Origin of the sequence: Streptomyces rugosispiralis (genome assembly GCF_024505145.1) — a bacterium.
Lineage (GTDB): Bacteria > Actinomycetota > Actinomycetes > Streptomycetales > Streptomycetaceae > Streptomyces > Streptomyces rugosispiralis.
In genome coordinates, this window is the sequence record NZ_JANIAA010000002.1 from 390,340 (window position 1) to 413,127 (window position 22,788).

22 protein-coding genes are annotated in these 22,788 nt (G+C 70.5%); 11 read left to right on the forward strand and 11 right to left on the reverse strand.

What is annotated here, in order from left to right; all coding sequences use genetic code 11:
• Genes NP777_RS05815 through NP777_RS05830 form a run of 4 tightly spaced genes read right to left on the reverse strand, consistent with a single transcriptional unit; the run spans position 1 to position 4,345 of the window.
• Entirely contained in the window at positions 1-837 is an 837-nt protein-coding gene (locus NP777_RS05815) for a carbohydrate ABC transporter permease (RefSeq protein ID WP_256648951.1), read from the reverse strand.
• Positions 834-1,805 (reverse strand): carbohydrate ABC transporter permease, encoded by a 972-nt coding sequence (locus tag NP777_RS05820; protein ID WP_256648952.1) that lies wholly within the window; start codon positions 1,803-1,805, stop codon positions 834-836. Before NP777_RS05820 ends, NP777_RS05815 begins: the two co-directional genes overlap by 4 nt.
• Positions 1,802-3,139: an ABC transporter substrate-binding protein gene (locus tag NP777_RS05825; RefSeq protein ID WP_256648953.1), complete on the reverse strand. Its 1,338-nt coding sequence runs from the start codon at positions 3,137-3,139 to the stop codon at positions 1,802-1,804. Before NP777_RS05825 ends, NP777_RS05820 begins: the two co-directional genes overlap by 4 nt.
• Positions 3,140-3,196: 57 nt before the next feature.
• The gene (locus tag NP777_RS05830; RefSeq protein WP_256648954.1) at positions 3,197-4,345 is read right to left on the reverse strand and encodes a Gfo/Idh/MocA family protein; all 1,149 of its coding nucleotides are present in this window, start codon (positions 4,343-4,345) and stop codon (positions 3,197-3,199) included.
• 263 nt (positions 4,346-4,608) lie between these two features.
• On the opposite strand from NP777_RS05830, the gene NP777_RS05835 reads away from it, so the two are divergent.
• Positions 4,609-5,652: a LacI family DNA-binding transcriptional regulator gene (locus NP777_RS05835; protein WP_256648955.1), complete on the forward strand. Its 1,044-nt coding sequence runs from the start codon at positions 4,609-4,611 to the stop codon at positions 5,650-5,652.
• Between the two features lie 150 nt (positions 5,653-5,802).
• Here the strand turns inward: NP777_RS05835 and NP777_RS05840 are convergent, their stop codons facing one another.
• The 4 genes from NP777_RS05840 to NP777_RS05855 form a co-directional block, all read right to left on the reverse strand.
• Positions 5,803-7,335, reverse strand: a complete 1,533-nt coding sequence (locus tag NP777_RS05840; RefSeq protein WP_256648956.1) for a sulfatase-like hydrolase/transferase — start codon at positions 7,333-7,335, stop codon at positions 5,803-5,805.
• Entirely contained in the window at positions 7,332-8,684 is a 1,353-nt protein-coding gene (locus NP777_RS05845; RefSeq protein WP_256648957.1) for an MFS transporter, read from the reverse strand. Before NP777_RS05845 ends, NP777_RS05840 begins: the two co-directional genes overlap by 4 nt.
• A gap of 94 nt (positions 8,685-8,778) precedes the next feature.
• Entirely contained in the window at positions 8,779-9,816 is a 1,038-nt protein-coding gene (locus tag NP777_RS05850) for a LacI family DNA-binding transcriptional regulator (RefSeq protein WP_256649096.1), read from the reverse strand.
• Complete coding sequence (locus tag NP777_RS05855; RefSeq protein WP_256648958.1) at positions 9,809-10,813, reverse strand: LacI family DNA-binding transcriptional regulator; 1,005 nt, start codon at positions 10,811-10,813, stop codon at positions 9,809-9,811. Before NP777_RS05855 ends, NP777_RS05850 begins: the two co-directional genes overlap by 8 nt.
• A 399-nt stretch (positions 10,814-11,212) precedes the next feature.
• Between NP777_RS05855 and NP777_RS05860 the strand changes: the two genes are divergently transcribed.
• A complete protein-coding gene (locus NP777_RS05860; RefSeq protein ID WP_256648959.1) occupies positions 11,213-11,587 on the forward strand; it encodes a hypothetical protein in 375 nt (124 codons plus the stop codon).
• Positions 11,588-11,660: 73 nt separating this feature from the next.
• Here NP777_RS05860 and NP777_RS05865 read toward each other — a convergent pair whose 3' ends face one another.
• The 3 genes from NP777_RS05865 to NP777_RS05875 all read right to left on the reverse strand — a co-directional run bounded on the left by NP777_RS05865 (position 11,661) and on the right by NP777_RS05875 (position 13,131).
• Positions 11,661-12,194 (reverse strand): EF-hand domain-containing protein, encoded by a 534-nt coding sequence (locus NP777_RS05865; RefSeq protein WP_256648960.1) that lies wholly within the window; start codon positions 12,192-12,194, stop codon positions 11,661-11,663.
• Positions 12,195-12,367: 173 nt separating this feature from the next.
• Positions 12,368-12,580, reverse strand: a complete 213-nt coding sequence (locus NP777_RS05870) for a GAF domain-containing protein (RefSeq protein WP_256649101.1) — start codon at positions 12,578-12,580, stop codon at positions 12,368-12,370.
• Positions 12,577-13,131: an NUDIX hydrolase gene (locus NP777_RS05875; RefSeq protein ID WP_308405021.1), complete on the reverse strand. Its 555-nt coding sequence runs from the start codon at positions 13,129-13,131 to the stop codon at positions 12,577-12,579. Before NP777_RS05875 ends, NP777_RS05870 begins: the two co-directional genes overlap by 4 nt.
• Positions 13,132-13,315: 184 nt before the next feature.
• On the opposite strand from NP777_RS05875, the gene NP777_RS05880 reads away from it, so the two are divergent.
• From NP777_RS05880 to NP777_RS05920, 9 genes are read left to right on the forward strand one after another with little or no spacing between them, the layout of a single operon-like run.
• Complete coding sequence (locus NP777_RS05880; RefSeq protein WP_256648962.1) at positions 13,316-14,431, forward strand: polyamine ABC transporter substrate-binding protein; 1,116 nt, start codon at positions 13,316-13,318, stop codon at positions 14,429-14,431.
• Between the two features lie 35 nt (positions 14,432-14,466).
• Positions 14,467-15,306 (forward strand): ABC transporter permease, encoded by an 840-nt coding sequence (locus tag NP777_RS05885; protein WP_256648963.1) that lies wholly within the window; start codon positions 14,467-14,469, stop codon positions 15,304-15,306.
• Positions 15,306-16,073 (forward strand): ABC transporter permease, encoded by a 768-nt coding sequence (locus NP777_RS05890; protein ID WP_256648964.1) that lies wholly within the window; start codon positions 15,306-15,308, stop codon positions 16,071-16,073. The genes NP777_RS05885 and NP777_RS05890 overlap by 1 nt, the downstream gene beginning before the upstream one ends.
• Entirely contained in the window at positions 16,070-17,113 is a 1,044-nt protein-coding gene (locus tag NP777_RS05895) for an ABC transporter ATP-binding protein (protein WP_256648965.1), read from the forward strand. Before NP777_RS05890 ends, NP777_RS05895 begins: the two co-directional genes overlap by 4 nt.
• Positions 17,110-18,408: a glycosyltransferase gene (locus NP777_RS05900; RefSeq protein ID WP_256648966.1), complete on the forward strand. Its 1,299-nt coding sequence runs from the start codon at positions 17,110-17,112 to the stop codon at positions 18,406-18,408. The genes NP777_RS05895 and NP777_RS05900 overlap by 4 nt, the downstream gene beginning before the upstream one ends.
• Complete coding sequence (locus NP777_RS05905; protein WP_256648967.1) at positions 18,405-19,508, forward strand: ABC transporter substrate-binding protein; 1,104 nt, start codon at positions 18,405-18,407, stop codon at positions 19,506-19,508. The genes NP777_RS05900 and NP777_RS05905 overlap by 4 nt, the downstream gene beginning before the upstream one ends.
• Before the next feature lie 58 nt (positions 19,509-19,566).
• Positions 19,567-20,349, forward strand: coding sequence for an ABC transporter ATP-binding protein (locus NP777_RS05910; RefSeq protein ID WP_256648968.1), 783 nt, complete (start codon positions 19,567-19,569; stop codon positions 20,347-20,349).
• Entirely contained in the window at positions 20,346-21,155 is an 810-nt protein-coding gene (locus NP777_RS05915) for an ABC transporter permease (protein ID WP_256648969.1), read from the forward strand. The genes NP777_RS05910 and NP777_RS05915 overlap by 4 nt, the downstream gene beginning before the upstream one ends.
• Positions 21,156-21,187: 32 nt before the next feature.
• Positions 21,188-22,663, forward strand: a complete 1,476-nt coding sequence (locus tag NP777_RS05920; protein WP_256648970.1) for a dihydroorotase — start codon at positions 21,188-21,190, stop codon at positions 22,661-22,663.
• The last annotated feature ends 125 nt before the right edge of the window (positions 22,664-22,788 follow it).

The window sequence follows — 22,788 nt, forward strand, 5'->3', positions numbered from 1 at the left end:
TCACCCCTTCAGTCCGGACGTGGCCATGCCCTGCACCAGGTAGCGCTGGAAGACCAGGAAGAACAGCACGATCGGCAGCACCGAGATCACCGACATGGCGAACATGGGCCCGTACGCGGAGGTACTGGACTGGTCGACGAAGCTGCGCAGGGCGAGCGTGATGGTGAACTTCTCCGGCGCGAAGAGATAGATCATCTGCGTGAAGAAGTCGTTCCACGTCCAGATGAACGTGAAGATGGCCGTGGTGATCAGCGCGGGCCGGGCCAGCGGCAGTGTGATCGACCAATACGCGCGGAAGGGACCGCAGCCGTCGATCCGCGCGGACTCCTCGAGCTCGCGCGGCAGACCGCGCATGAACTGGACGATGAGGAAGACGAAGAACGCCTCGGTGGCCAGGAACTTCGGTAGGATCAGCGGCCAGAAACTGTCCACCAGGCCGAGCCGGTTGAAGATGATGTACTGCGGAATCAGCACGACGTGGTGCGGCAGCATCAGCGTCGCCACCATGAAGGCGAACATCACCTTGCTCATCCGGAACCGCAGCCGGGCGAAGGCGTAGGCGGCCAGCGAGCAGGACAGGACGTTGCCGACCACGGCGCCCCCCGCGATCAGCAGGGTGTTGCCGAGCAGGCGGGTGACGGTGACGCCGGAGACCCCGTCCAGGGCGGTCGTGTAGTTCGACCACTCCAGGTGGCTGGGCAGCAGATCGAGGCTGGTCACCACCTCGTCGGCCGGCTTCAGCGAAGTGGCGAGCAGCCAGGCCAGCGGATACAGCAGGACGAGCAGGCACACGGCCGCGACGGTGTGCGGCAGCCACCGCTTCGTGGCGATGTTCATCGGCCCTCCTCGTCCGCGTAGAACACCCAGGACCGGGAGGTCCGGAACAGGATCAGGGTGATCGCGCCGATGGCGATCAGCAGCAGCCAGGCCATCGCCGCGGCGTAGCCCATGTGCGAGGCCGTGAAGCCGCGCTCGTACAGGTAGAGCGTGTAGAACATCGTGGAGTCGGCGGGGCCGCCGTCGCCGCCGCTGATGGCGAACGCCGGGGTGAAGACCTGGAACGAGTTGATGACCTCGAGGACCAGGTTGAAGAAGACGACCGGCGACAGCATCGGCACGGTGATGGACACGAACTGCCGCCAGCGGCCCGCGCCGTCGAGCGCGGCGGCCTCGTAGAGGTCGGGCGAGATCTGCTGGAGGCCCGCGAGGAAGATCACCATGGGCGCGCCGAACTGCCAGGCCGTCAGCAGGACGACCCCGTACACCGCGAGGTCGGGGTTGCCGACCCAGCCGCCGGCGTGGATGCCGACCGCGTCCAGGACGTCGGGGACCGTGCCGCCGTCGTTGAACAGCGCCTTCCACACCAGGGCGATGGACATGCTCGCCCCGAGCAGCGACGGGCCGTAGAACGCGGAGCGGTAGAAGCCCTGGCCCCGGCCGAGGCTCTTCAGAAGCATCGCCACACCGAGGGCGAGGCCCAGCTTCAGCGGGACGGCCACGACGACGTACAGCATGGTGGTGCCGACCGACCGCCAGTAGCGCGGATCCTCGAACAGCATCTCCTGGTAGTTGCGCAGGCCCACCCAGTGCGGCGGGTCGAACAGGTTGTAGTCCGTGAACGACAGGTACAGCGACACGGCCATCGGCGCCAGGGTCAGCACGACCGCGCCGATCATCCACGGGGAGAGGAACACATAGGCGGGCCACTGCCGTTCGCGGACCTGGCGCCGCTCGCTCTTCCGCGGGCGCGGATCCGTCGTGCGGCCGACGCCCGCGGGCGCCCTCGTCGTCGACACCGTGCTCATGACCTCAGCTCCCGGTTCGCCTCGTCGATGAGTTCGCGCGCCGCCTGCCGCGGGGTGGCCATGCCGTACATCACGCGTTGGTAGCCCCGTTTGAACGCCGTCTGGATCGCGAGGTCGCCGGGCGGCGGTGCGGTCGGGGGGTCGTCCAGGCCGTACTTCTCCATCGTCTGCGCGTAGTCGTAGATCTCCCGCTCCGGTCCCTGGAGCGTCTTGGCGACCCGGGCGGCGATCTTCCGGTTGGGCGGGGTGGAGCGGGAGAAGCCGAGGATGTCGCCCGCCCGTTGGTCGTTGAGGAGGAAGTCGATCAACTGGGCCGCCTCCTCGGGGTGCTCGCTGTTCGCACCGATGCCGAGGAGCATGCTCGGCTTGAAGTACGAGCCCTGGTGCCCGCCGGTCGTGGGCACGGGCGCGAAGTGGATGTCCTCGCCGAGCAGGCCCGTGTACCCGGGGAACGGCGCGTCCCAGGTGAAGTCGGCGGCCGCGAGGCGGCGGCCGATGGGGCTGGTCTCGGTGCTCTTGGCCTGCACGGTGTCCCTGGCCTCGGCGATGGCGCCGTCCTTGCGGAGGCTGTCGCAGAACGACCAGAAGGCGGTCAGGTCGTCCTCGGTGAAGCCGAGTTCGCTCTGGCCTGCGTAGAGCTTCCCGCCCCGGCCGCGCAGCCAGGTCTCGAAGACGTCCTCGTTGCCGCCGCCGTCGTTGGAGCCGGTGAAGGGGCGCCCGTCGGGCGACTTCAGGCCCAGTGCGGCGATCTTCTTGTTGGCCGCCCCCCAGTCCTGCCAGGTCCAACTCGGCGGGGGCGCGGGGATTCCGGCCTTCTTGTAGACGGCGGAGTCGTAGGCGTATCCGGTGATGCCACGGCCCATGGGCAGGGCGTACTGCCCGCCCTGGTAGGTGCCGGTGCGCAGCAGGCCCTTGTCCATCTCGGACGTACGGATCGTCCTGGCCTTGACGAGGTCGTCGAGCGGCATGATCGCTTCGCCGCCCGCGTACTGGGAGACCTGCCGGTAGTCGAGCTGGACCACGTCGGGTATTCCGCCGCCCGCGGCCTGGGTGGACAGCTTCTGCAGATAGGACGTGAACTCACCATTGGACGTGCGGACGGTGACGCCCGGATGCTCCTTCTCGAAGAGACGTACCGCCTTCTCGGTGCGCGCGGCACGGTCGTCGTTCCCCCACCAGGAGAACGTGAGGGTGACGCCGCCCGAGGTACTGCCGCTCGCGGCGGAGCAGCCGGAGAGCGTGGAGGTCAGGACCGTACTGAGGCCGACGGCGGCCGCGGCGAGGACGGCCCGGCGGCTCGGGTGGTGGAGTCGGCCGTTCGGAGGCTCGGGCATGGGGACCTTCCAGGGGGAGAGGGGGAGTGGGCGCCGGCGGGGACGTTGTGGAGGGCGTCAGACGCCGGAACGCACGTCCGGCTGGGGGAGAGGGGCCCAGCCCGGGGCGCCGCCGTGCAACTCGGTGTAGTAGGGGTCGCCGGGGCCGATCTCCCCCGCCCGGACCGGGTCGCCGGTGAACGCGGACTTGTACAGGGCGGTGATGAACTCGAGCGTCCGACGCCCGCCCCCGCCGCTGGTGGCGTGGCGCCGTCCCGCCCTGATGTCGGCCACGAGGGCGCGGAGTTGGGCCAGGTGGGAGCTCGGCTCGTCGGTGCCGAAGTCGTGCCAGGCGGCCACCGTCTCCTCGAGGACGGCGGGGGCCGCGGTGATGCGCCAGTCCGCGTTTCGGTAGCCGTACAGATGGGTCAGCTCGATCGTGGCGAGTTCGCAGTCGACGCGGACGCGGCTGACCTCGTCCGGGCTGAGCACGCTGTTGACCACGGTGGCCACGGCCCCGCTCGCGAACCGCACCTGTGCCGTGGACACGTCCTCGGTCTCCACGTCGTGCACGAGCCGCGCCGCCATCCCCCGCACCTCGCTCCAGGGGCCCATCAGGTCGAGCAGCAGATCCGTCTGGTGGATGCCGTGTCCCATGGCGGGGCCGCCGCCCTCGGTCGCCCACCGCCCGCGCCACGGAACGGAGTAGTAGGCGGCGTCCCGGTACCAGGTCGTCTGGCAGTGCGCGACGAGCGGGCGGCCGAACGCCCCCTCCCGCAGCAGTCGCCGCACATGGCGTGCGCCGGAGCCGAAGCGGTGCTGGAAGACGATGGAGGCGTACGGACCCGCGTCCCCGCCCTTCTCGGCGGCCTCGATCGCGTCGAAGTCGGCGAGGGACGGGCACGGCGGTTTCTCGCACCACACCCAGGCGCCCGCCCGCAGCGCGGCCACCGCCTGGTCGCGGTGCACGGCGGGCGGGGTGCACAGCACCACGAGGTCCGGGCGCAGTTCGGCCAGGGTCGCGTCGAGGTCCGTCGAGGCGTACGGGATCCCGGCGTCGGCGGTGAACGCGCGCACCGCCCGCATGTCGACGTCGACGGCGGCGACGATCTCCACCTCGCCCGCGTCGGCCAGCGTCCGCAGCGCGGGCAGGTGACTGGAGCGCGCGATGCCTCCGGTGCCGACCACGGCGGTGCGCAGCGGGGTGGTGGAGCGGTGCGAAGACATGCGGACCCTCTCATGGGACGGGTGGTGAGCGCGGCGCCGTGGCCACGGGCGGGCAGCCCGGACCGTCCGACGGACAGTCGTCAGCCGCGCATGTGACGCCCTCGGTAGCAACCGCTTGCTATCGATTGGTTCCAACGTTGTAACTGCGAAATCTCGCCACGGTCAACCCCTTGTCGGGAACGGGATTCCGGGCCGCCCCGGCGCTGACAGCCCGCCGACACCCATGCATAATGCGGAGAAACACAGGTGAGGGGGTTCGGCCAGTGGCCGCGGTGACACTCAAGGACGTGGCGGAGCGGGCAGGGGTCTCTATCAAGACCGTGTCCAACGTTGTACGCGATGCTCCTCGCGTATCCGAGGCCACGCGGAAGCGCGTACTGAAGGCCGTGCACGAGCTCGGCTACCGGCCGAACCCGTCGGCCCGCCGTCTGCGCACCGGGCACAGCGGCCTGATCGGCCTCGCCGTCCCGGACCTGGCCACGCCGTACTTCGCCGAACTCGCCCAGCACGTACGGGCCGAGGCCGCGCAGCTGGGCCTGACCGTCCTGATCGAGGAGACGTCGGGCGACGCGACGGAGGAACTGCGCCTGGCGACCGGCGTCGGCGCGTCACTGCTGGACGGCGTGATCCTGTCGCCCCTGGGTGTCTCGCCCGACGACCTCGCAGCCGTGGCCAACGAGTTCCCGCTGGTCCTGCTCGGCGAGCGCAGCTACGCGCGCGACCAGGTGGGGGCCGACCACGTACTGATCGACAACGTCGCGGCGGCGCGCGAGGCCACCACGCACCTGGCCGGCCTCGGCCGTACCCGGATCGCCGCCATCGGCGTGGATCGGCAGGCGTCGGCGACCAGCCGTCAGCGCCTGGAGGGTTTCCAGCTCGCCCTGCACGAGGCCGGGGTGACGTACGACCCCCGGCTCGCGCCCTCCATCAAGGAGTTCGACCGGCGCAACGGCCTGCTGGCGATGCGCGCTCTCGCCGAGCTTCCGGTGGGCGTGCGGCCGGACGCGGTCTTCTGCTTCAGCGACCTGCTGGCGGCCGGGGCCCAGCGGGCCCTGTTCGAAGCCGGATTGCGCATCCCGGACGACGTCGCCGTGGCGAGCATCGACGGCTCCGACGAGGCGCTCTACAGCACGCCCTCCCTGACGTCCGTGGTCCCCGACAAGGCCGCGATCGCCGGGCTCGCCGTGAAGTGCCTGGCGGCCCGCATCCGCTCGGACGTGCCCCTGCCGTTCGAGGTGCACACGGCTCCGCACTGGCTGCACGCCCGGGAGTCCACGAACGGCGGGCACCAACGGCTTTTTCGCTGACCTCGTTGCTCGACGCTCTGGTGTAGAAGCCGCCGGCCGTCAGCGGCAGGGGACGAGGAGCCCCGACGCCCACCGGGCTCCTCCGGTTCTCCCGGTCCCTCCCGTTCTCCCGTTCTCCCGGTTTTTCGGCACGCGGAGGCCGTCACCGTCTCATGACGATTGCCCCTTTCCCCCGGAAGGCCGGTAGGGAGCGAGGTGGTTGCGGGGGGCGCGCTTGAGCCGGTAGCCGCCGGGGACCGTCGGCAGCGGGTCCTCGGCCCGCATCTGCCACACGGCCAGCAGGGACAGCAGCCTGACCCGTTCGCCGGCGGCCGCCGGGTCCGGCCAGCGGTCCACCAGCTCCAGCGGGTCCTCGCGCAGGTTGTACAGGCGGAAGTCCCCGACGATGTCGGCGTACAGCGTCCAGTCCCCGCTGCGGACCTTGCGGCGGCGTCCGCTCTGCGTGGCCGCGTTGAGCTCGTCCCAGCGGGGTTCGCCGTCCGGGCCGTCGAAGATGAGTCCGGGCATCTGGTCGGCCACGTCCTCGGGCCCGTACGGGAGCCCTCCCATGCCCTGCTCCACGTACACGCTGTCGAACTCCTCCGCCGGACCGGGCCGTCCGGTCAGCGACGGCCACAGGCTGCGCCCCTGCACGCCGTCGGGCAGCTCGCGGCCCATCGCCTCGCAGAGCGTGGGCATGAGGTCCGCGAGCGAGACGTGCTCCGGACGCGGCCCGCCGGTGGGCCGCACCGCGTCCCCGCTGACGACCAGGGGGACTCTGGCCAGGATGTCCGGGATCTCCGCACCCTTGCGCACGAGTCCGTACTCGCCGACGAAGTCGCCGTGGTCCGCGGTGGCGACGACGACGCGCTCGCGTACCCGGTGCCGGCCCTCCAGTCCTGTCAGCAGCCGCCGCAGTTCGTCGTCGATGAGCCGCAGCATGCCGAAGTAGTTGGAACGCGACGGGGCGATGGCTCCCTCGTAGTCGGCCACCGCGCGTTCGCCCAGGCCGCGCAGGTACCGCCAGGGGAAGGACTTCCCCTCCAGCACGTCGGCCCCGGTGCGGGTCGGCGGCAGCGACTCCTCGGGGAAGAGCGAGAAGTAGGGCTCGGGCACCTGATACGGATTGTGCGGTTCGGGGATGGACACCGTCAGCAGGAACGGCCGGTCCTCGGGGACACCGGCGGCCCAGGCGAGCGCTTCGTCGACGATGCGGTGCGGGTTCTGGGCCTCGACCGGGAACGGCGTGGGCGTCTCGTGGGTGCGGTGCCGCAGCGCCGCCAGCCACTTGTCGAACTCCTTGTTCAGCGCCTTGGAGGGAGTGGTCACTTGGCCGTCGTGCATGAACTCGACCCAGTGATCCACGGACGAGGCGTCGAGATAGGTGTGGTTCTTGCCGATCATCGCCGTGGCGTAACCGGCGGCGCGGGCCTCACCGAAGAGATCGGTGCCGCGGACCGCGAGCGGACGCGCCGGGTTCTGGGTGACGCGGTGCGCGCTGGGGAACCGTCCGGTCATCAGGCTGGTGCGCGCGGGGCAGCACAGTGGTGAGGTCGTGTAGGCGCGGTCGAACCAGGCCCCGGAGCGTCCCAGCTCGTCGAGGAACGGCGTGGTGTCCAGCGGGAATCCCTCACGGGCGCTGACGTCCGCACGGTGCTGGTCGGTCAGGACGAGAACGATGTCGGGCCGGTGGCGGGCGGTCACGCTCGAGTGGTCCTTTCGGCGAGGGCGGCGCCGTCGGTCGACGGGCCGTCGGGAGTGCGGAGGTCGGCGGGGGAGAACCGCAGGCCGATGACGGCCGCGCAGGCCGCGCTGAACAGGACCGAGACGACCACGGTGAGGGCCAGCCACCACGGCGAGCCGTCGGACGCCACGAGCATGGCGTACGCGACCGGCGGGGTGAGACCCCCGAGGATCGAGCCGACCTGGTAGACGAACGACACCGCCGTGTAGCGGACCTCGGTGGGGAACAGCTCGGCTAGGAATGTGCTCTGGACGGCGAATTGGGCCGAGTTGCACAGCCGGAAGACCGTGATCCCGAGCACCATCCAGAAGAGCGTCCCGGTCCGCAGCAGGGCGAACAGGGGGAAGGTGGTCACGGCCATCGACAGCACACTCCACACGAAGGTGCGGTGCACTCCGAACCGGTCACCGAGCCTGCCGAGGCAGAGCATCAGCGGCAGGCAGATGATGCTCGGGATCATCGTTCCGACGATCCCGATGCTGTCGCTGCGGTGCAGGTAGGTGACGATGTACGCCGTCACCACGGGCCCGACGACATTCCCGGTGATGGCATCGGCCGAGCGGGCGCCCAGCGCGAGGAGCAGCGGCGCCCAGTGGTTTCGCAGGAGCGTGATCAGTGGCGCCTTCGCCACTCCGCGCTCCTTCTGAAGGCGGATGAAGTCCCCGCTCTCGGCGAGGCGCGTGCGCACCACGAGGGTGTAGACGAGCAGGATGCCGCTGAGCAGGAACGGGACCCGCCACACCCAGTCCTCGTACTGCGTGTCCGAGGAGAGCCAGGTGCACAGCAGCACGAGCCCGCTGCTGAAGATGCCGCCCACGGGATTGCCGAGCTGCGGGATGGAACCGAAGAAGCCGCGCCGCTCCTTCGGCACCGACTCGATGGTGGCGAGCGCGGCGCCCGCGTACTCGCCGCCGAGGCCGATGCCCTGCAGCACGCGCAGGAACAGCAGGATGACGGGGGCGGCCGCGCCGATCGTGGCGTAACCGGGCAGCAGACCGATCAGAAACGTCGGGATGCCCATGAGCAGCATCGTGAGAATCAGGAGCTTCTTGCGGCCGACCCGGTCGCCGAAGTGCCCGAAGACGAGGCCGCCGATGGGCCGGGCGAAGAACCCGACGGCGGTCGTCGTGAGGGCCAGCAGGGAGCCGATCGCGCTGCTCTGCGCCGGGAAGAAGACCCGGCCGAAGACGAGTGCGGCGGTGGTTCCGTAGAGCCCGAAGTCGAACCACTCGAAGGTCGAGCCGAGGAAGCCGGCGAGTACGGTACGGCGCGCGGCGGGGGCGATCCGAGGTGGGTCTGGCCTTGGCATACGGCGGCTCCACTGAGGATTCCAACGGTTACGGTAACCGTTGCATTGCGGTGGACGTTAGGACCGCCCGACGTTCGCCGTCAATGACCGGGCGTTAGGAAAATGTTGACTCACGTTCGGTTATGGTGAGCGGCACCTCGACATGGCTCCGCGGTCGTGCGCCCTCCCGGACCCGCGCCGTGAGCAGGTCGAGCGCGCGACGGGCCATCGTGCGGACATCCGCCTGAACGGTCGTCAGGCTGGGCCAGGAGTACTCCGCGTCCTCGTCGTTGCCGAACGCGACGACCTGGACCCGCCCCGGTACGTCCCGGCCCGCCCCGCGCAGTGCGTGCAACGCCCCGTGCGCGAGCGGCTCTTCGAGCGCGAGCACCGCGTCGAACGGCGTTTCCCCGCCCAGGAGCCGGGCGATCGCCGTATGCCCGTCGCCCCGGGAGGACTGCGACGTCTCCACGACGAGAGAGGGGTCGGACTTCAGCCCCGCCGCCGTCAGCGCACGCCGGTATCCGCCGGTGCGCAGGGCGGCCGCGCTGTCGCCGCCCGCCTTCCGCTCACCGCCCAGCAGCACGACGCGCGAGGCGCCACGGTCGAGAAGCAGCCGCACCGCGGCCTCCGCCGCGACGGCGTCCCGCGACGCGACGCTGTCGAAGGGGCCCTCCACCCGGCGCGATCCGAGCAGCACCGCGGGAGCGGGGGACGGCAGGTCCTTCAGATCCCGCGCGGTGATCGCGGTCGGCATCAGCAGCACGCCGTCCGAGAGGCCCCCGCGATTGCGCAGCACCTCCAGCTCCCGCTCGCGGTCGCCCCCGGTGGGCTCCATCACGACGCTGATGCCCTCGGCCTCCGCGAGATCGAAGACCGCGGCGGCGAGGGGCGCGCAGTAGCCGTACCCGAGGCCCGGCAGGGCGAGCGTCACCGTGTCCGTCGCCCTCGAATTGAGGCCACGGGCCAGGGGGTTGGGGCGGTAGCCGAGCTCCTCGACCGCGGCGCGCACGGCTCGGACGGTCGCCTCGTTCACCTGCCCGGTGGCATTGACGACGTTGGACACGGTCTTGACGGACACCCCGACGACGGCGGCCACGTCGCGCATCCGCACCACCGCCGGCCGGCCACTGGACGGCTCCGGCTCATTCACTGGCAACGGCGCTCGACTCCCGTTCGACAAGGCGGAACCCGACCGTGTGGTGTCCCGGTTCGGGGAGCACCGCGCCGGTCGTCCGCGCCTGTGCGCGTTCCGCCAGGAGCGAGACGGCGCGGTGCGCCATCTCCTCCCGCCCCGGATCGACGGTGGTGAGGGTGGGAGCGCAGTACGCGGCCTGCGCGACGTCGCCGAACCCGACCACGGCGACGTCCCCCGGCACGGTTCGCCCCGCGTCCCGCAGGCCGCGGAGGGCGCCCAGGGCGAGCGCGTCGCCGAGTGCGAACACGGCGTCCGTCCCGGGGGCCCGCTCGATCAGCGTCCGCACCGCGGCGGCGCCCGCCGCGAACGTGACGGTATCCGTGCGCACCACCCGTCGGCGGCTCACCGGCAGCCCGGCGTCGCGCAGACCCGCGACGTATCCGAGGTAGCGCTCGTCGCTCTCCGCCGGCAGCGCCCCACCGGGGGCCAGGGCGGCGATGCGGCGCCGCCCGCCCGCGACGAGATGGGCCACGACCGCCCGCGCCGCCTCGTACCGGTCCGTGTCGAAGGAGTCGACACGGCCCCCGGTGAACGACGCCGTGGCCACGATCAGCGGCTTCGTCACCGTCAACGCCCGCATGTCCGCCTGGCCGAGTGCGACGGGAACGAGCAGGATTCCGTCCACGTGCCGCAGGTATGGATCGTCACAGACACCGCGCTCGCGCCGCACGTCGCCGTGCGTCTGCGTGATGCGCACGGACATCCCGTGCTCCTGGGCCTCGCGCAGCACGGAGTCGGCGAACTCGCGGAAGTACGGGACCGTGACGCTGGGCAGGGCGAGCCCCAACATATGGGAGCGTCCCGAACGCAGGCGCCGCGCCGCCAGGTTGGGGCGGTACCCTAGCTCGTCGATCGCGCCCTGCACCCGCTGCCGGGTCTCCTCCCGGACGTTCCCGCGGCCGCGGGCCACGTTCGACACCGTGCTCACCGAGACACCGGCGAGGGCGGCCACGTCGCGCAAGGTCGCGGAACCGCGCGTCGCGGAGTCCGCACCCGCCTCAGACAGCCGTCCGCGCACAGCTCACCAAGCCCCTTCCACCACGACGGAAGTCTAGCCCGCGCCCGCCGCGGGGCCGGGCCTCTGCGCTGGTGCCCGACTCTCGCCGGGCGACACGAATCCGGTGACGGAGGGGACGGCTGCGTCGTCCGTGTTCGGCGCCGCCGTGGACGGCCCCGGACCAGGCCGGGTGATCAAGCCATCGCCGCGCTCGACAACGCCGACGTGGCGAACCCGCCCATGGTCCAGGTCTCCGGGGGCAACCAGCTGCCGCTCCACGTCTGCCCTGACCTAGGGTGCAACGCTGCGCCCTGGCGCGATTGTCCTTCCTGCCTACCATCACGGGGATCCCTTATGCGTCTAGCGACCACACTCCTCCTGATCGGCGCCCTGTTCGCAGTGGCGCCCGCCACGGCCCAGGCGGCGCCGGCGCGTGACTCCGTCTCGTACGTCGCGCTGTCGTCGAAGCGAGGTGGTGGCAGCGGCGGCGGTGTGAGCAAGAGCGGCGGCGGTGTCAGCAAGGGCGGCGGTGGTGTGAGCAAGAGCGGTGGCTACAAGAAGTCGAGGGGCGGCGGCTACTCCTCGAGCGGCGACGACGGCGGTTCGTCCACCGGGAAGAAGAAGATGCCCCTGTGGCAGGCGATCCTGTTTCTCCTGGTCCTGGGGGGCCTCATGGTCTGGGGCATCGTGAAGCTCGTGCGCAAGTTCCGGAAGCCGGTCGGCGGCTGACGGTGATTCGGCGGGAGCCAGTGTCCGTACTCGGTCCGCCGAACCGGCATCGGCTCTCCGTCGGTTCCCCTGGTCAGACCGCCGTGGCCGGGACCAGGAGGTCACCCGGGATGCCCGCCTTGTCCGGTGCGTAGTAGTCCTTGATCGCGGCGACCCAGACGGCCACCTGGATCCGGTCCAGGTCCGAGGGGCCGAAGGCGTCGAAGAGCGCGTCGATGTTCGCGCGCCCGAAGCCGATCGCCCTCATCAACGCGACGAACGCGGGGCGTTCGATGAGCCCGTCGCCGTCCGGGTCGCCGAGCGCGGCGAGCGCCTCGGCGAACACACCGATCGTCGAGTCGAAGCGCTCGGGCGAGAGCACGCAGGCTACGTACTCTTCGTAACTGATCTTGCCGTCGCCGTTGGCGTCCAGTTCCGTGGCCAGGGTCGTCCAGTACTGGCGGAACGCGGCGCGCATCGCGTCCTTCGCCGCCCCGTCCGCCTCGGGCGCGGCCTCGATGACGTTGTTCGCCATGAGGTCGAAGTCATCGGCTTCGAGGACGCCGTTGCCGTTGGCGTCGAAGAGGGAGAAGACGTGTGCGACCCGCTTGGTGGCTTCCGTGCACATGAATGTTGTCACCCTTCTCGATCCGTGGACTGTGGGCCCTGCTCACTATTTGGCCGACGACTTGCTCATACGGTGGGTATTCCTCTCCATTCACTCGAAAGATGGAATCGCCCTGAAACCTGTGTGTGCCGGACAACGGGTGACGGCGCGGGAACGCGCGGGCTCCCGCGCCGTCAAGGGTCACCTCCAGTCCACCGGTTGCCCGGCCCGTGCTCGGCGTCGTAGAGGCGGGCGCGATCGAGGGCCTGGGCGATCAGCCCGGCGAGAGAGGTCAGGACGGCGCGTTCGTCGGGGGTGAAGTCGTGGGGCCGGTCGTAGGAGACCACGCAGCAGCCGACGTACCCGCGCCGGCCGGGCCGACGCCACGGCCGTCCGCGCGGGTTCACGCGACCGGTGCCAGCAGCCCTGCCGCGACGAGCCCGGCGAGGCCCATATCGGCATCGGTGAGATCGCCGGTGAGCACGTGCTGTACGTAGTCGGTCCTCGGGAGGACGACCGGCTCGATGAACTCCGCCGCGTCCGGGCCCGGCGCGGCCACCTTGCGGCAGCCCCGGGCGAGCACCGCGTGCCGGACGTGGGTCGCGTATGACGCGAGGTAGGTCTTCATGACCACCTCGACGCTCCCGGCCCGGTAGCCGGTCTCTTCCAGGAGTTCCCGGGCCGCCGCGGCCTCGACCGTCTCGTCCGGCTCGACGACGCCTCCCGGGAGTTCGTCCAGCACCCGTCCGGGGCCCGGCCGGAACTGGCGGGCGAGCAGTCCCTGTCCGTCTTCGGTGAAGGCGACGACGGCGACGGTGCGCGGCCCGCAGAGGATGTCCCAGTGGTCCTGGCGGCCGTCCGGATACCGGTATGTGCGGTTTCGCACGGTCAGGAAGCCGACGCATCCCGGACGTTCGGCCAGGAATTCCCATCGGAGACCGGGGTGACTGTTGTCCACGCCGTGGAGCGTATCGAACCACTCCGTCCGCATGGGGCGAGAACGAGGCCGGACGAATACGCCATCTTGCCCAGTGCATGCCAATGATGCGAAACTCCGGAAATCGATGCCTGCCCGGTGAGCCGTTCGGCGCACCGGGCACGACCCACGCTCAGCCGGCTGATCTCGACAGCAAGGGAGTGGCGTGTCAGGCGCACTGAGGTTCAGGCATGTGTCCATGGCGGCGACGGCGGCCGTTCTCGCGCTCCTTCTCCCCGCATGCGGCGGCGACGGCCAACCGGGCGGAAGCGGTCCCGCCGCCTCCGCGTCGCTCGACCCCGAGGCGGACTTGCGCGAGCAGCGGCTCACCGTCTCGAACTGGGACGGCTATATGCCGAAGGACCTTCCCGCCCGGTTCAAGTCGGCCGTCGGCACGCCCATGACCGTCGCCAGGCACAGCACCAACGAGGAGATCGTCGCCAAACTGACAGCCTCCGCCGACAGCGGCATCGACGTGGCGTTCGTATCGGGCCAGTACGCGCAGGCGCTCGCGGCGCAGGGGCTGCTCGAACCCATCCACCACGATCTGGTCCCGCACCTGAAGAACCTGGACCCACTCGCCGCCCGGCTCGCCCATGACAAGGGCAACGTCTACTCCGTCCCGTACACCTGGGGTACCACCGGGCTCTGCTATCGCAAGGACCTCGTCGGCCGCACCCCCGACAGCTGGAACGACCTGCTGAAGCCGAGCGCCGCGGTCAAGGGCAGGGCCACCATGCTGAAGACCGAACGCTGGCTCTTCCTCCCCGCGCAGAAGGCGCTCGGCTACTCGGTGAACACCACCGACGAGCAACAGCTCTCACGAATCAAGGAGTTGCTGCTCAGCGCGAAGGACGGGCTCCTGGCCTACGACGACACCACGTTCGGCGACCGGCTCACGTCCGGGGAGGCCGCGCTGGCGGAGGCCTGGGACGGGTGGTGCCCGACCGACGACAAGAGGATCGGCTTCGTCGTCCCCAAGGAGGGCAGCGACCTCTGGACCGACACGATGGTCATCCTCAAGTCGTCGAAGAACAAGGAGGCGGCGCACGCCTTCATCGACTACGTCCTCGACCCGAAGACGCACTCCTGGGTCGCCTCGAACATCTTCTACAAGGTGCCCAACACCGCCGCCATGGCCGAACTCGACCCGGCCCTGCTGAAGCGCTACCCCGCGCTCGCCATGCCCCCCGGGCAACTGCTCAAGGGTGAGTCCGTCGTCGACCTCGGGGACGCCGCGACGGCGTACACCCGGATCGTCACGGAAGTCACCGCGGGCTGATGGCCCGACGGGGGAGTGCGGCCGGAGGACCACATGTGCGAGCGCGTCTCGTCCTGCTCGGCCCGGGCCTGTCCTACCTGGCCGTCCTGCTCCTGCTGCCGCTGGCCCTGCTGATCGGTTACACGGTCTTCCGGCGGGGCCGCTTCGGCGGGATCGCGTACGAGGACGGCACCACCGGCGAGAACTTCGCGCGAATCACCGACCCCCTCTACACCGGTGTCCTCACCGACTCGCTGCGCATCGCCGCCGTCACCACGCTGCTCGCGCTGCTCCTCGGCTACCCGGCCGCGTACGCGATCAGCCGGCTGCCCGGCAGATGGCGCACGGTCGCCCTGGTCCTGGTCGTGCTTCCGTTCTGGACCAACTTCCTGATCCGTACCTACGCCTGGATCGTGCTGCTGTCCAGCCGAGGTGTGGTCAACTCGGCCCTCACCGGCATCGGGGTGATCGACCGGCCGCTGAAACTCCTCTACACCGAACCCGCCGTCGTCCTCGGACTGCTCTACGCCTATCTCCCGCTGATGGTGCTGCCGCTGTACTCGGCGATCGAGCGGGTCGACCCCCGGCTGCTCGAAGCCTCGGCCGATCTGGGCGCCCGCCCGGCCCGCACGTTCTGGAGCGTGACCCTCCCGCACACCCTGCCCGGCGTGCTGACCGGCTGCGTCTTCGTCTTCGTGCCCAGCCTCGGCAACTTCGTCGTCCCCGAACTGCTGGGCGGCGGGCACACGGTCATGGTCGGCAATCTGATCAGGGACCAGTTCCTCACGGCGCGGGACTGGCCGTTCGGCTCGGTGCTCGCCCTCGCTCTCATGGCGTTCCTGGTCCTGCTGCTCATGGCGCAGGCCTGGGCCGGACGCCGGCTGGGCGGCCGCTGATGCGCCGGGTGACGCTCCTCCCGCTGTGGCTGACGTACGCGTTCCTCTACACGCCCGTCGTGGTGCTCGTGGTGATGTCCTTCAACCGCTCGGACAGCCCCTACGAGTGGTCCGGGTTCAGCACCGCCTGGTACGCCACGCTGGCCCGCGACGACGAGGTCCTGCGGGGCCTGGCCAACACGCTGATCGTGGCCGCGGGCGCGACCGCCCTGTCCACTGTCCTCGGCACCCTGCTCGCCGTGGGGCTCGCCCGCCACGCGGGCCGCTCGCGGCTGCTGCCCGCCCTGTCGGTGCTGCCCGCCGTCCTGCCGGACATCGTGCTCGCGATCGGCCTGCTCGCCTTCTACTCGCTCGTCTCGGCCACCCTGGGCCTGCACTCGGTGCTGCTCGCCCACACCGTCTTCGGCCTCGCCTTCGTCACGGCCGTCGTGCGCACCCGGATCGCCCATGTCGACCCCTCGCTGGAGGAGGCATCACGCGACCTCGGCGCGGGCGAGGTCACCACGTTCCTCCGCATCACCCTGCCGACCCTCGCCCCCGGCATCGTGGCGGGCGCGCTGCTGACGTTCACGCTCTCGCTCGACGAGTTCGTCATCGCCTTCTTCACCGCGGGACCGAAGGATCCCACCCTGCCGATCGTCATCTACTCGATGATCAGGTTCGGCGTGACCCCGGAGATCAACGCGCTGGCCACCCTGCTGCTCGCGGTCAGCTTCACCGTGGTGATCGCCGCCCAGCGGGTCAGCCGGCTGACGGAGGCGCTGTGATCCGTATCCATGCCGTCACCCGGCGGTTCGGCGAGGTCACCGCCCTGGACGGGGTGAGCCTGGAGATCGAGGAGGGCGAGTTCTTCGCGCTGCTCGGCCCGAGCGGCTGCGGGAAGACGACCCTGCTGCGCGTCCTCGCCGGATTCGAGACCCCGGACAGCGGCACGGTCGCCCTGGACGGCCGGGACCTGCTGGGCGTGCCCGCGCACCGGCGGCCGGTCAACCTCATGTTCCAGTCGTACGCGCTGTTCCCGCACATGAACGTGGAGAGGAACATCGCGTACGGGCTGGCGCGGGAAGGGCTCGCCCGGACGGAGATCGGCGAACGGGTCGCGGCCGTACTCGCCACCGTCGGGCTGACCGCGCAGGCCCGCAGACGGCCGCACCAGCTGTCCGGCGGTCAGCGGCAGCGGGTCGCCCTCGCCCGTGCCATCGTCAAACGCCCCCGTGTGCTGCTGCTCGACGAGCCACTGTCGGCGCTCGACAAACAGGTCCGCGCCGAGATGCAGCTGGAGCTCAAGCGCCTCCAGCACGAGGTGGGCATCACCTTCCTCGTCGTCACCCACGACCAGGAGGAGGCCATGTCGCTCGCCGACCGGATCGCCGTCCTGGACGCCGGGCGAGTCCAGCAGGTCGACACCCCCGTCGAGCTCTACCGGCACCCCCGGGGCCGGTTCGTCGCGGGCTTCGTCGGCGCCAACAACCTCTTCTCCGGACGGCTGCTGCCCTCCGGCGGACTCGACGTGCCCGGCGTCGGAGTCCTGCCCGCCCCGGCCGGGAAGGCGGCGGGGCTGGTCGGCGTACGTCCGGAGAGCATCCGGCTCGCCGCCGGGGACGCGGACGCCTATCTGCACGGCACGGTGCTGGACATCAGCTACTTCGGCGGCTCCTCGAGGATCGCGGTCACGGTCCCCGGTCTGGACCGGCCGGTCCTGCTGACCGTGCCGGGCCCGGCCACGGTGACCTCCGGGGCCCGCGTCGCGCTGTCGTGGGACCCGGAGAGCGCGGTACTGATCGAGACGACGGGAGACACTCCTTGAGCAGACCCCTGACCATCCTCTTCGCGCCGGAGAGCGCGTACGGCCCGACCAACAACTGCGTCGGCATCGGCGACGTACTGCGCCGACGGGGCCACCGCGTGGTGTTCGCGGCGGAGGCGTCCTGGAAGGGCAGGCTCGCCCCGCTCGGCTTCGAGGAGCACCTGGTCGACCTGGCTCCGCCGCCCGAAAAACCCCAGGAGGCGGGCCAGTTCTGGAAGGACTTCGTACGGGAGACCGCCCCCGAGTTCCAAAAGCCCACGATCGAACAGCTGGGCACCTGGGTCAGGCCGGTCTGGGAGGAACTGATCGCCGGGGCCAGGTACTGCGAACCTCGGCTCAAGAGAATCGTCCACCGGGTCCGGCCGGACGTGATCGTCGAGGACAACGTCGTCTGCTTCCCCGCGCTGACCACGGCGGACGTGCCCTTCGTACGGATCGTCTCCTGCAACCCGCTGGAGGTGAAGGGCGAACACGTCCCCCCGCCCTTCTCCGGGTACCCGGCCGGTGACCGCGCCGGCTGGGCCGAATTCCGTGCCGAGTACGACCGCACCCACCGCGAACTCTGGGCCGAGTTCAACGCCTGGGTCGTGGACCAGGGCGCCAGGCCGCTGCCCGACCTGGAGTTCATCCACGACGGCGAGCTGAACCTGTACGTCTACCCGGAGCTCGCCGACTACGCCGCGGCCCGCCCGCTGGGCCCTTCCTGGCACCGGCTGGACTCCTCGGTCCGCGAGACCGAGGAGGAGTTCACCCTGCCGCCGGAGTCGGCCGAACGGCCCGAGGGCAGCGCGCTGATCTACTTCAGCCTGGGCTCCCTCGGCTCCGCCGACGTCGGCCTCATGCGCCGGATCATCGCCTCCCTGGCGCGCACCCCGCACCGCTACATCGTCTCCAAGGGGCCGCTGCACGACGAGATCGAGCTGCCTCCCACCATGTGGGGCGCGGAGTTCCTCCCGCAGACGCGGATCCTCCCGCTCGTCGACCTCGTCATCACCCATGGCGGCAACAACACGACCACCGAGAGCCTCCACTTCGGCAAGCCCATGATCGTGCTCCCGCTGTTCTGGGACCAGTACGACAACGCACAGCGGGTCGCCGAACTCGGCTACGGCGTCCGCCTCGACCCGTACCGCTTCACCGACGCCCAACTGCACGGCGCGCTGGCGGAGTTGCTCGGCGACACCCGCCTGCGGCACCGGCTGGCGGAAGGCGCCACGACCATCCGGGCCCGCGACGGGCTGCGCACCGCCGCCGACCTCATCGAGCGACACGGCCACGAAAGGTACGGAAGATGAGACTGTCCTTACGGCTCGGCCTCGGCGTCGCCGTCCTCGCGGCGCTCTCCGCCTGCGCGGACGGCCCCTCGTCCTCCGGCGGCGGCTCGGGCGACCGGGCCACGCTCCGACTCGCCGTTCCCTCGGCCGTGGTCGCCCCCAAGGAAGAGGTCGCCACCCACGCGGTGGGTGACGCCGAGGGCTATCTGGCCGAGGAGAAGCTGAAAGTCGACGTGATCAACACCGACGGGTCGGTGGCGGCGGTCCAGGCCGTCGCCTCGAACAGCGCCGACATCGCGCCGGCCGACGCGGGAGCCGTCCTCGCCGCACGGGAGAAGGGCGTCCCGGTGAAGGCCATCGGGGGCCTGGTACGGAACTGGCCGTGGCGCATGGCCGTCCGGCCCGGCAGTGAGATCAGGAGCCCGGCCGACCTCAAGGGCAAGAAGATCGGGGTCATCAGCCTCGCCTCCGGCTCGGCCATCTACGCCCGCGCGTACGCGAGCGACGCCGGACTGGACGCGGCCAAGGACGTCGATCTGCTGCCGGTCGGCGTGGGCGCGCAGGCCCTGACCGCCCTGGAGGACGGCAAGGTCGACGTGCTCGCCCTGTACACCCAGGCGTACACCACCATCGAGAACGCGGGCACCGAACTGCGCTATCTCGACAACTCCGACGCGTTCGACGGCATCCGCTCGCTGACCTACGCGGTGACCGAGAAGACCCTGAAGGCGAAGAAGGACGTGCTGACGCGCTACTTGCGCGCCTCCTACAAGGCGCTGCTCTTCTCCGCCGTCAACCCCGAGGCCGCGATGCGCGACGGCTACCAGGCCTTCCCCCAACTGCTGACCGGCAAGAAGGCCGACGACCGCATCGCCGACGACACCAGGACCCTCGAGGCGTGGATCGAGACCGCGGTCCCCGCCACCGGCGAGCCCGAGAACTACGAGGACTGGGGCGCGATCAGCGACGTGGAGTGGGACAAGACGGTCGCCTACACCAGGACGGCCGGTCAGATCACCAAGGACGTCCCCCTTCCGGAGCTGTGGGACGGCAGCCTGCTGGGGGGCGCGAACGACTTCGACCCGGCGCCCGTGATCGCGAAGGCGAAGGCGGCCGGGTGACGCGGGAAGGCGGGAGGCCGCCGTATGGCAGCGGGGAGAACAGGAGAGCGGGGAGATCGTGGGCGAAGACCGCTGGATTGAGGTCACCGGACTGCACAAGACCTACCGGGCGCGCAGGTCCGAGCCGACCCATGCGCTCTCGGACGTCACCTTCACGGTCCGGCGCGGCGAGTTCGTGTCGGTCGTCGGCCCGTCGGGGTGCGGCAAGACCACCCTGTTGAAGATCCTCGCCGGGATCGTCTCCAGGAGCCAGGGCACGGTCCGCGTCGCCGGCCGCGATGTGACGGGGCCGCTGCCCGAGGTGGGCATGGTCTTCCAGACGCCCACCCTGCTGCCCTGGCGCACCGTGCTGCAGAACGTGATGGTGCCCGTGGAGGTACGGAAGCTCGACGCCCCGGTGTACCGGGAGCGGGCCGAACGGCTGCTCGCGATGGTCGGCCTCGACGGCTTCGAGGGCAGATACCCGCATGAGCTGAGTGGCGGAATGCAGCAGCGCGCCGGAATCTGCCGGGCCCTGGTGCACGACCCGGCCGTGCTGCTGATGGACGAGCCCTTCGGCGCACTCGACGCCCTGACCCGCGAATCGATGAACGTCGAGTTGCTGAGGATCTGGCGGGAGAGCGGCCAGACCGTCGTGTTCGTCACCCACTCCATCCCCGAGGCGGTCTTCCTCTGCGACCGGGTCGTGGTGCTCAGCCCCCGCCCCGGCCGCATAGCCGAGATCGTCGACATCGGGCTCGAACGCCCGCGCACACTCGGCGCGATGGCCTCGGACCGCGCCGGATTCTTCGTCGAGCGGATCCGCAGGCATTTCAACGCCACCGGGGTGATCGACTCTTGAAGCGACTCCGCGAGCGGCGAATCCGCGTGGACCCGTGGGAGCGCCCCGAACTGCTACTCGCTCCCGCCGTCTTCGTCGTCACCATGCTGGCCTGGGAGTTCGTGGTCCCCGCCTTCGGCGTCGAGGACTATGTGCTGCCGCGCCCCTCGCAGATCTTCCACGCCCTCCGCACGCAGCTGGCGGACCCGTTGTTCTGGGGACATCTGAAGGTGACGGTCCTGGAGTCGGGTTACGGCTTTCTGCTCGGGGTGGCGGCGGCGCTGGTGCTGGGCACCGCGATCTCCCAGGTGCGGCTGATCGAGCGCACCTTCATGCCGTATGTCGTCGCCTTCCAGACGGTGCCCAAGGTGGCGCTCGCGCCGCTGTTCGTCGTCTGGTTCGGTTTCGGCATGACGAGCAAGGTCGTCATGGCGGCGGTGATCTCGTTCTTCCCCGTGCTGGTCAACGTCATCGAGGGGCTGCGCTCGGCCGACGCCGACCGGATCCAGATGCTCACCGTGTTCGGCGCCGGCCGGTTCCAGGTGTTCCGGATGGTGCGGCTGCCGAGCGCGCTCCCCTTCATCTTCGCCGGCCTGGACATCGGGATCGTCTTCGCGATCCTCGGCGCGGTCGTCGGCGAGTTCATCGGCGCGAAGGAGGGCCTGGGGTACCTCCTGCTGCAGACCAACTACAACTTCGACATCGCCGGGATGTTCGCCGTGCTGGTGGTGCTCTCCGTACTGGGGCTGATCGCCCACTTCATCGTCCGGTTCGCCCAGCGGCGGCTCGTCTTCTGGGCCGAGGAGAACCGGGTGATCGGCACATGACGAACCGAGGACGACAGAGACAGGGGGCCCGTATGAGCGCATACGACCTGGTGGTGAAGAACGCCCGTGTCGTCAGCCACGACCACGATGACGCGCGCCCCGCGGACATCGCCGTCGGCGGAGGCCGGATCGCCGCCGTGGCCCCTGGCATCGCCACGGAAGGCGCCCGTCGGGTGGTCGACGCCGGCGGCAGGCTGGCGTTCCCCGGCGTCGTCGACGCCCACCAGCACTGGGGGATCTACCACCCGCTGCCCGAGGACGCGGCCACCGAGAGCCGCGCGTGCGCACAGGGCGGCGTCACCAGCGCCCTGACCTACACCCGGACCGGCCGCTACTACCTCAACAAGGCCGGTGCGTACGCCGACTTCTTCCCCGAGGTGCTGGCCGCCGCGTCCGGGCGCGCCCACGTCGACTACGGCTTCCACCTCGCGCCGATCTCGCGCGCTCACATCGACGAGATTCCCGACCTGATCGAGCGGTTCGGCGTCACCTCGTTCAAGGTCTTCATGTTCTACGGCAGCCACGGTCTCCACGGCAGGTCGGCCGACCAGAACGCGTTCCTGATGCTCGACGAGGACGAGCGGTACGACTACGCGCACTTCGAGTTCGTCATGCGCGGGGTGCAGGCCGCCCGCGAGCGCTTCCCCGGCCTCGCCGACGAGATCTCCCTCTCCCTGCACTGCGAGACCGCCGAGATCATGACCGCGTACACCAGGCTGGTCGAGGAGGCGGGTGAGCTGACCGGGCTCGCCGCCTACAGCGCCTCCCGGCCGCAGCACTCCGAAGGCCTCGCGGTCGCCGTCGCCTCCTATCTGGCGCACGAGACCGGGCTGCCCACGATCAACCTGCTGCACCTGTCCTCCCGCAAGGCGGTCGACGCGGCCGTGCGGATGAGCCGGGCGTTCCCGCACATCGACTTCCGCCGTGAGGTGACCGTCGGGCATCTGCTCGCCGACATCACCACCGCACACGGCCTCGGCGGCAAGGTCAACCCGCCGCTGCGGCCACGCGACGACGTCGAGGCGCTCTGGGAGCACCTGCTCGACGGCACCGTCGACTGGGTCGTCAGCGATCACGCGTGCTGCCGCGAGGAGGTGAAGTTCGGCGAGCCCGAGGACGACGTCTTCCTCGCCAAGGCCGGCTTCGGCGGCGCCGAGTACCTCCTCCCCGGCCTGCTCACCGAGGGAACGAAACGCGGCCTGCCGCTGGGCCGGATCGCCGCGCTGACCTCCTGGAACCCGGCCCGGCGCTTCGGGCTGCGCACCAAGGGCAGCCTCGCCCCCGGCTTCGACGCCGACATCGCCCTGGTCGACCCGGACCGCACCTGGACCGTGCGCGCCGCGGAGTCGGAGTCGACGCAGCAGTACACCCCGTTCGAGGGCTTCGAGCTGACCGCCCAGGTCACCGACACCTTCCTGAGAGGCAACCACATCCTGCGGGCGGGCGAGGTCGTCGGCCCGCCCGTCGGCGCCTACCTGCACCGTCCGACCGGCACCACCCGGGCCTGACTCCGCTGAGCATCCCTGATCGCGGGCAGTGCGTCGGTCCGCTCTCCGGCGTTCCCCCGGTGCGGCAGGGGGATGTCACCAGTGAAGAGCCGGGGGACAGCCGGAGCGCGGTACACCGGTGGCAC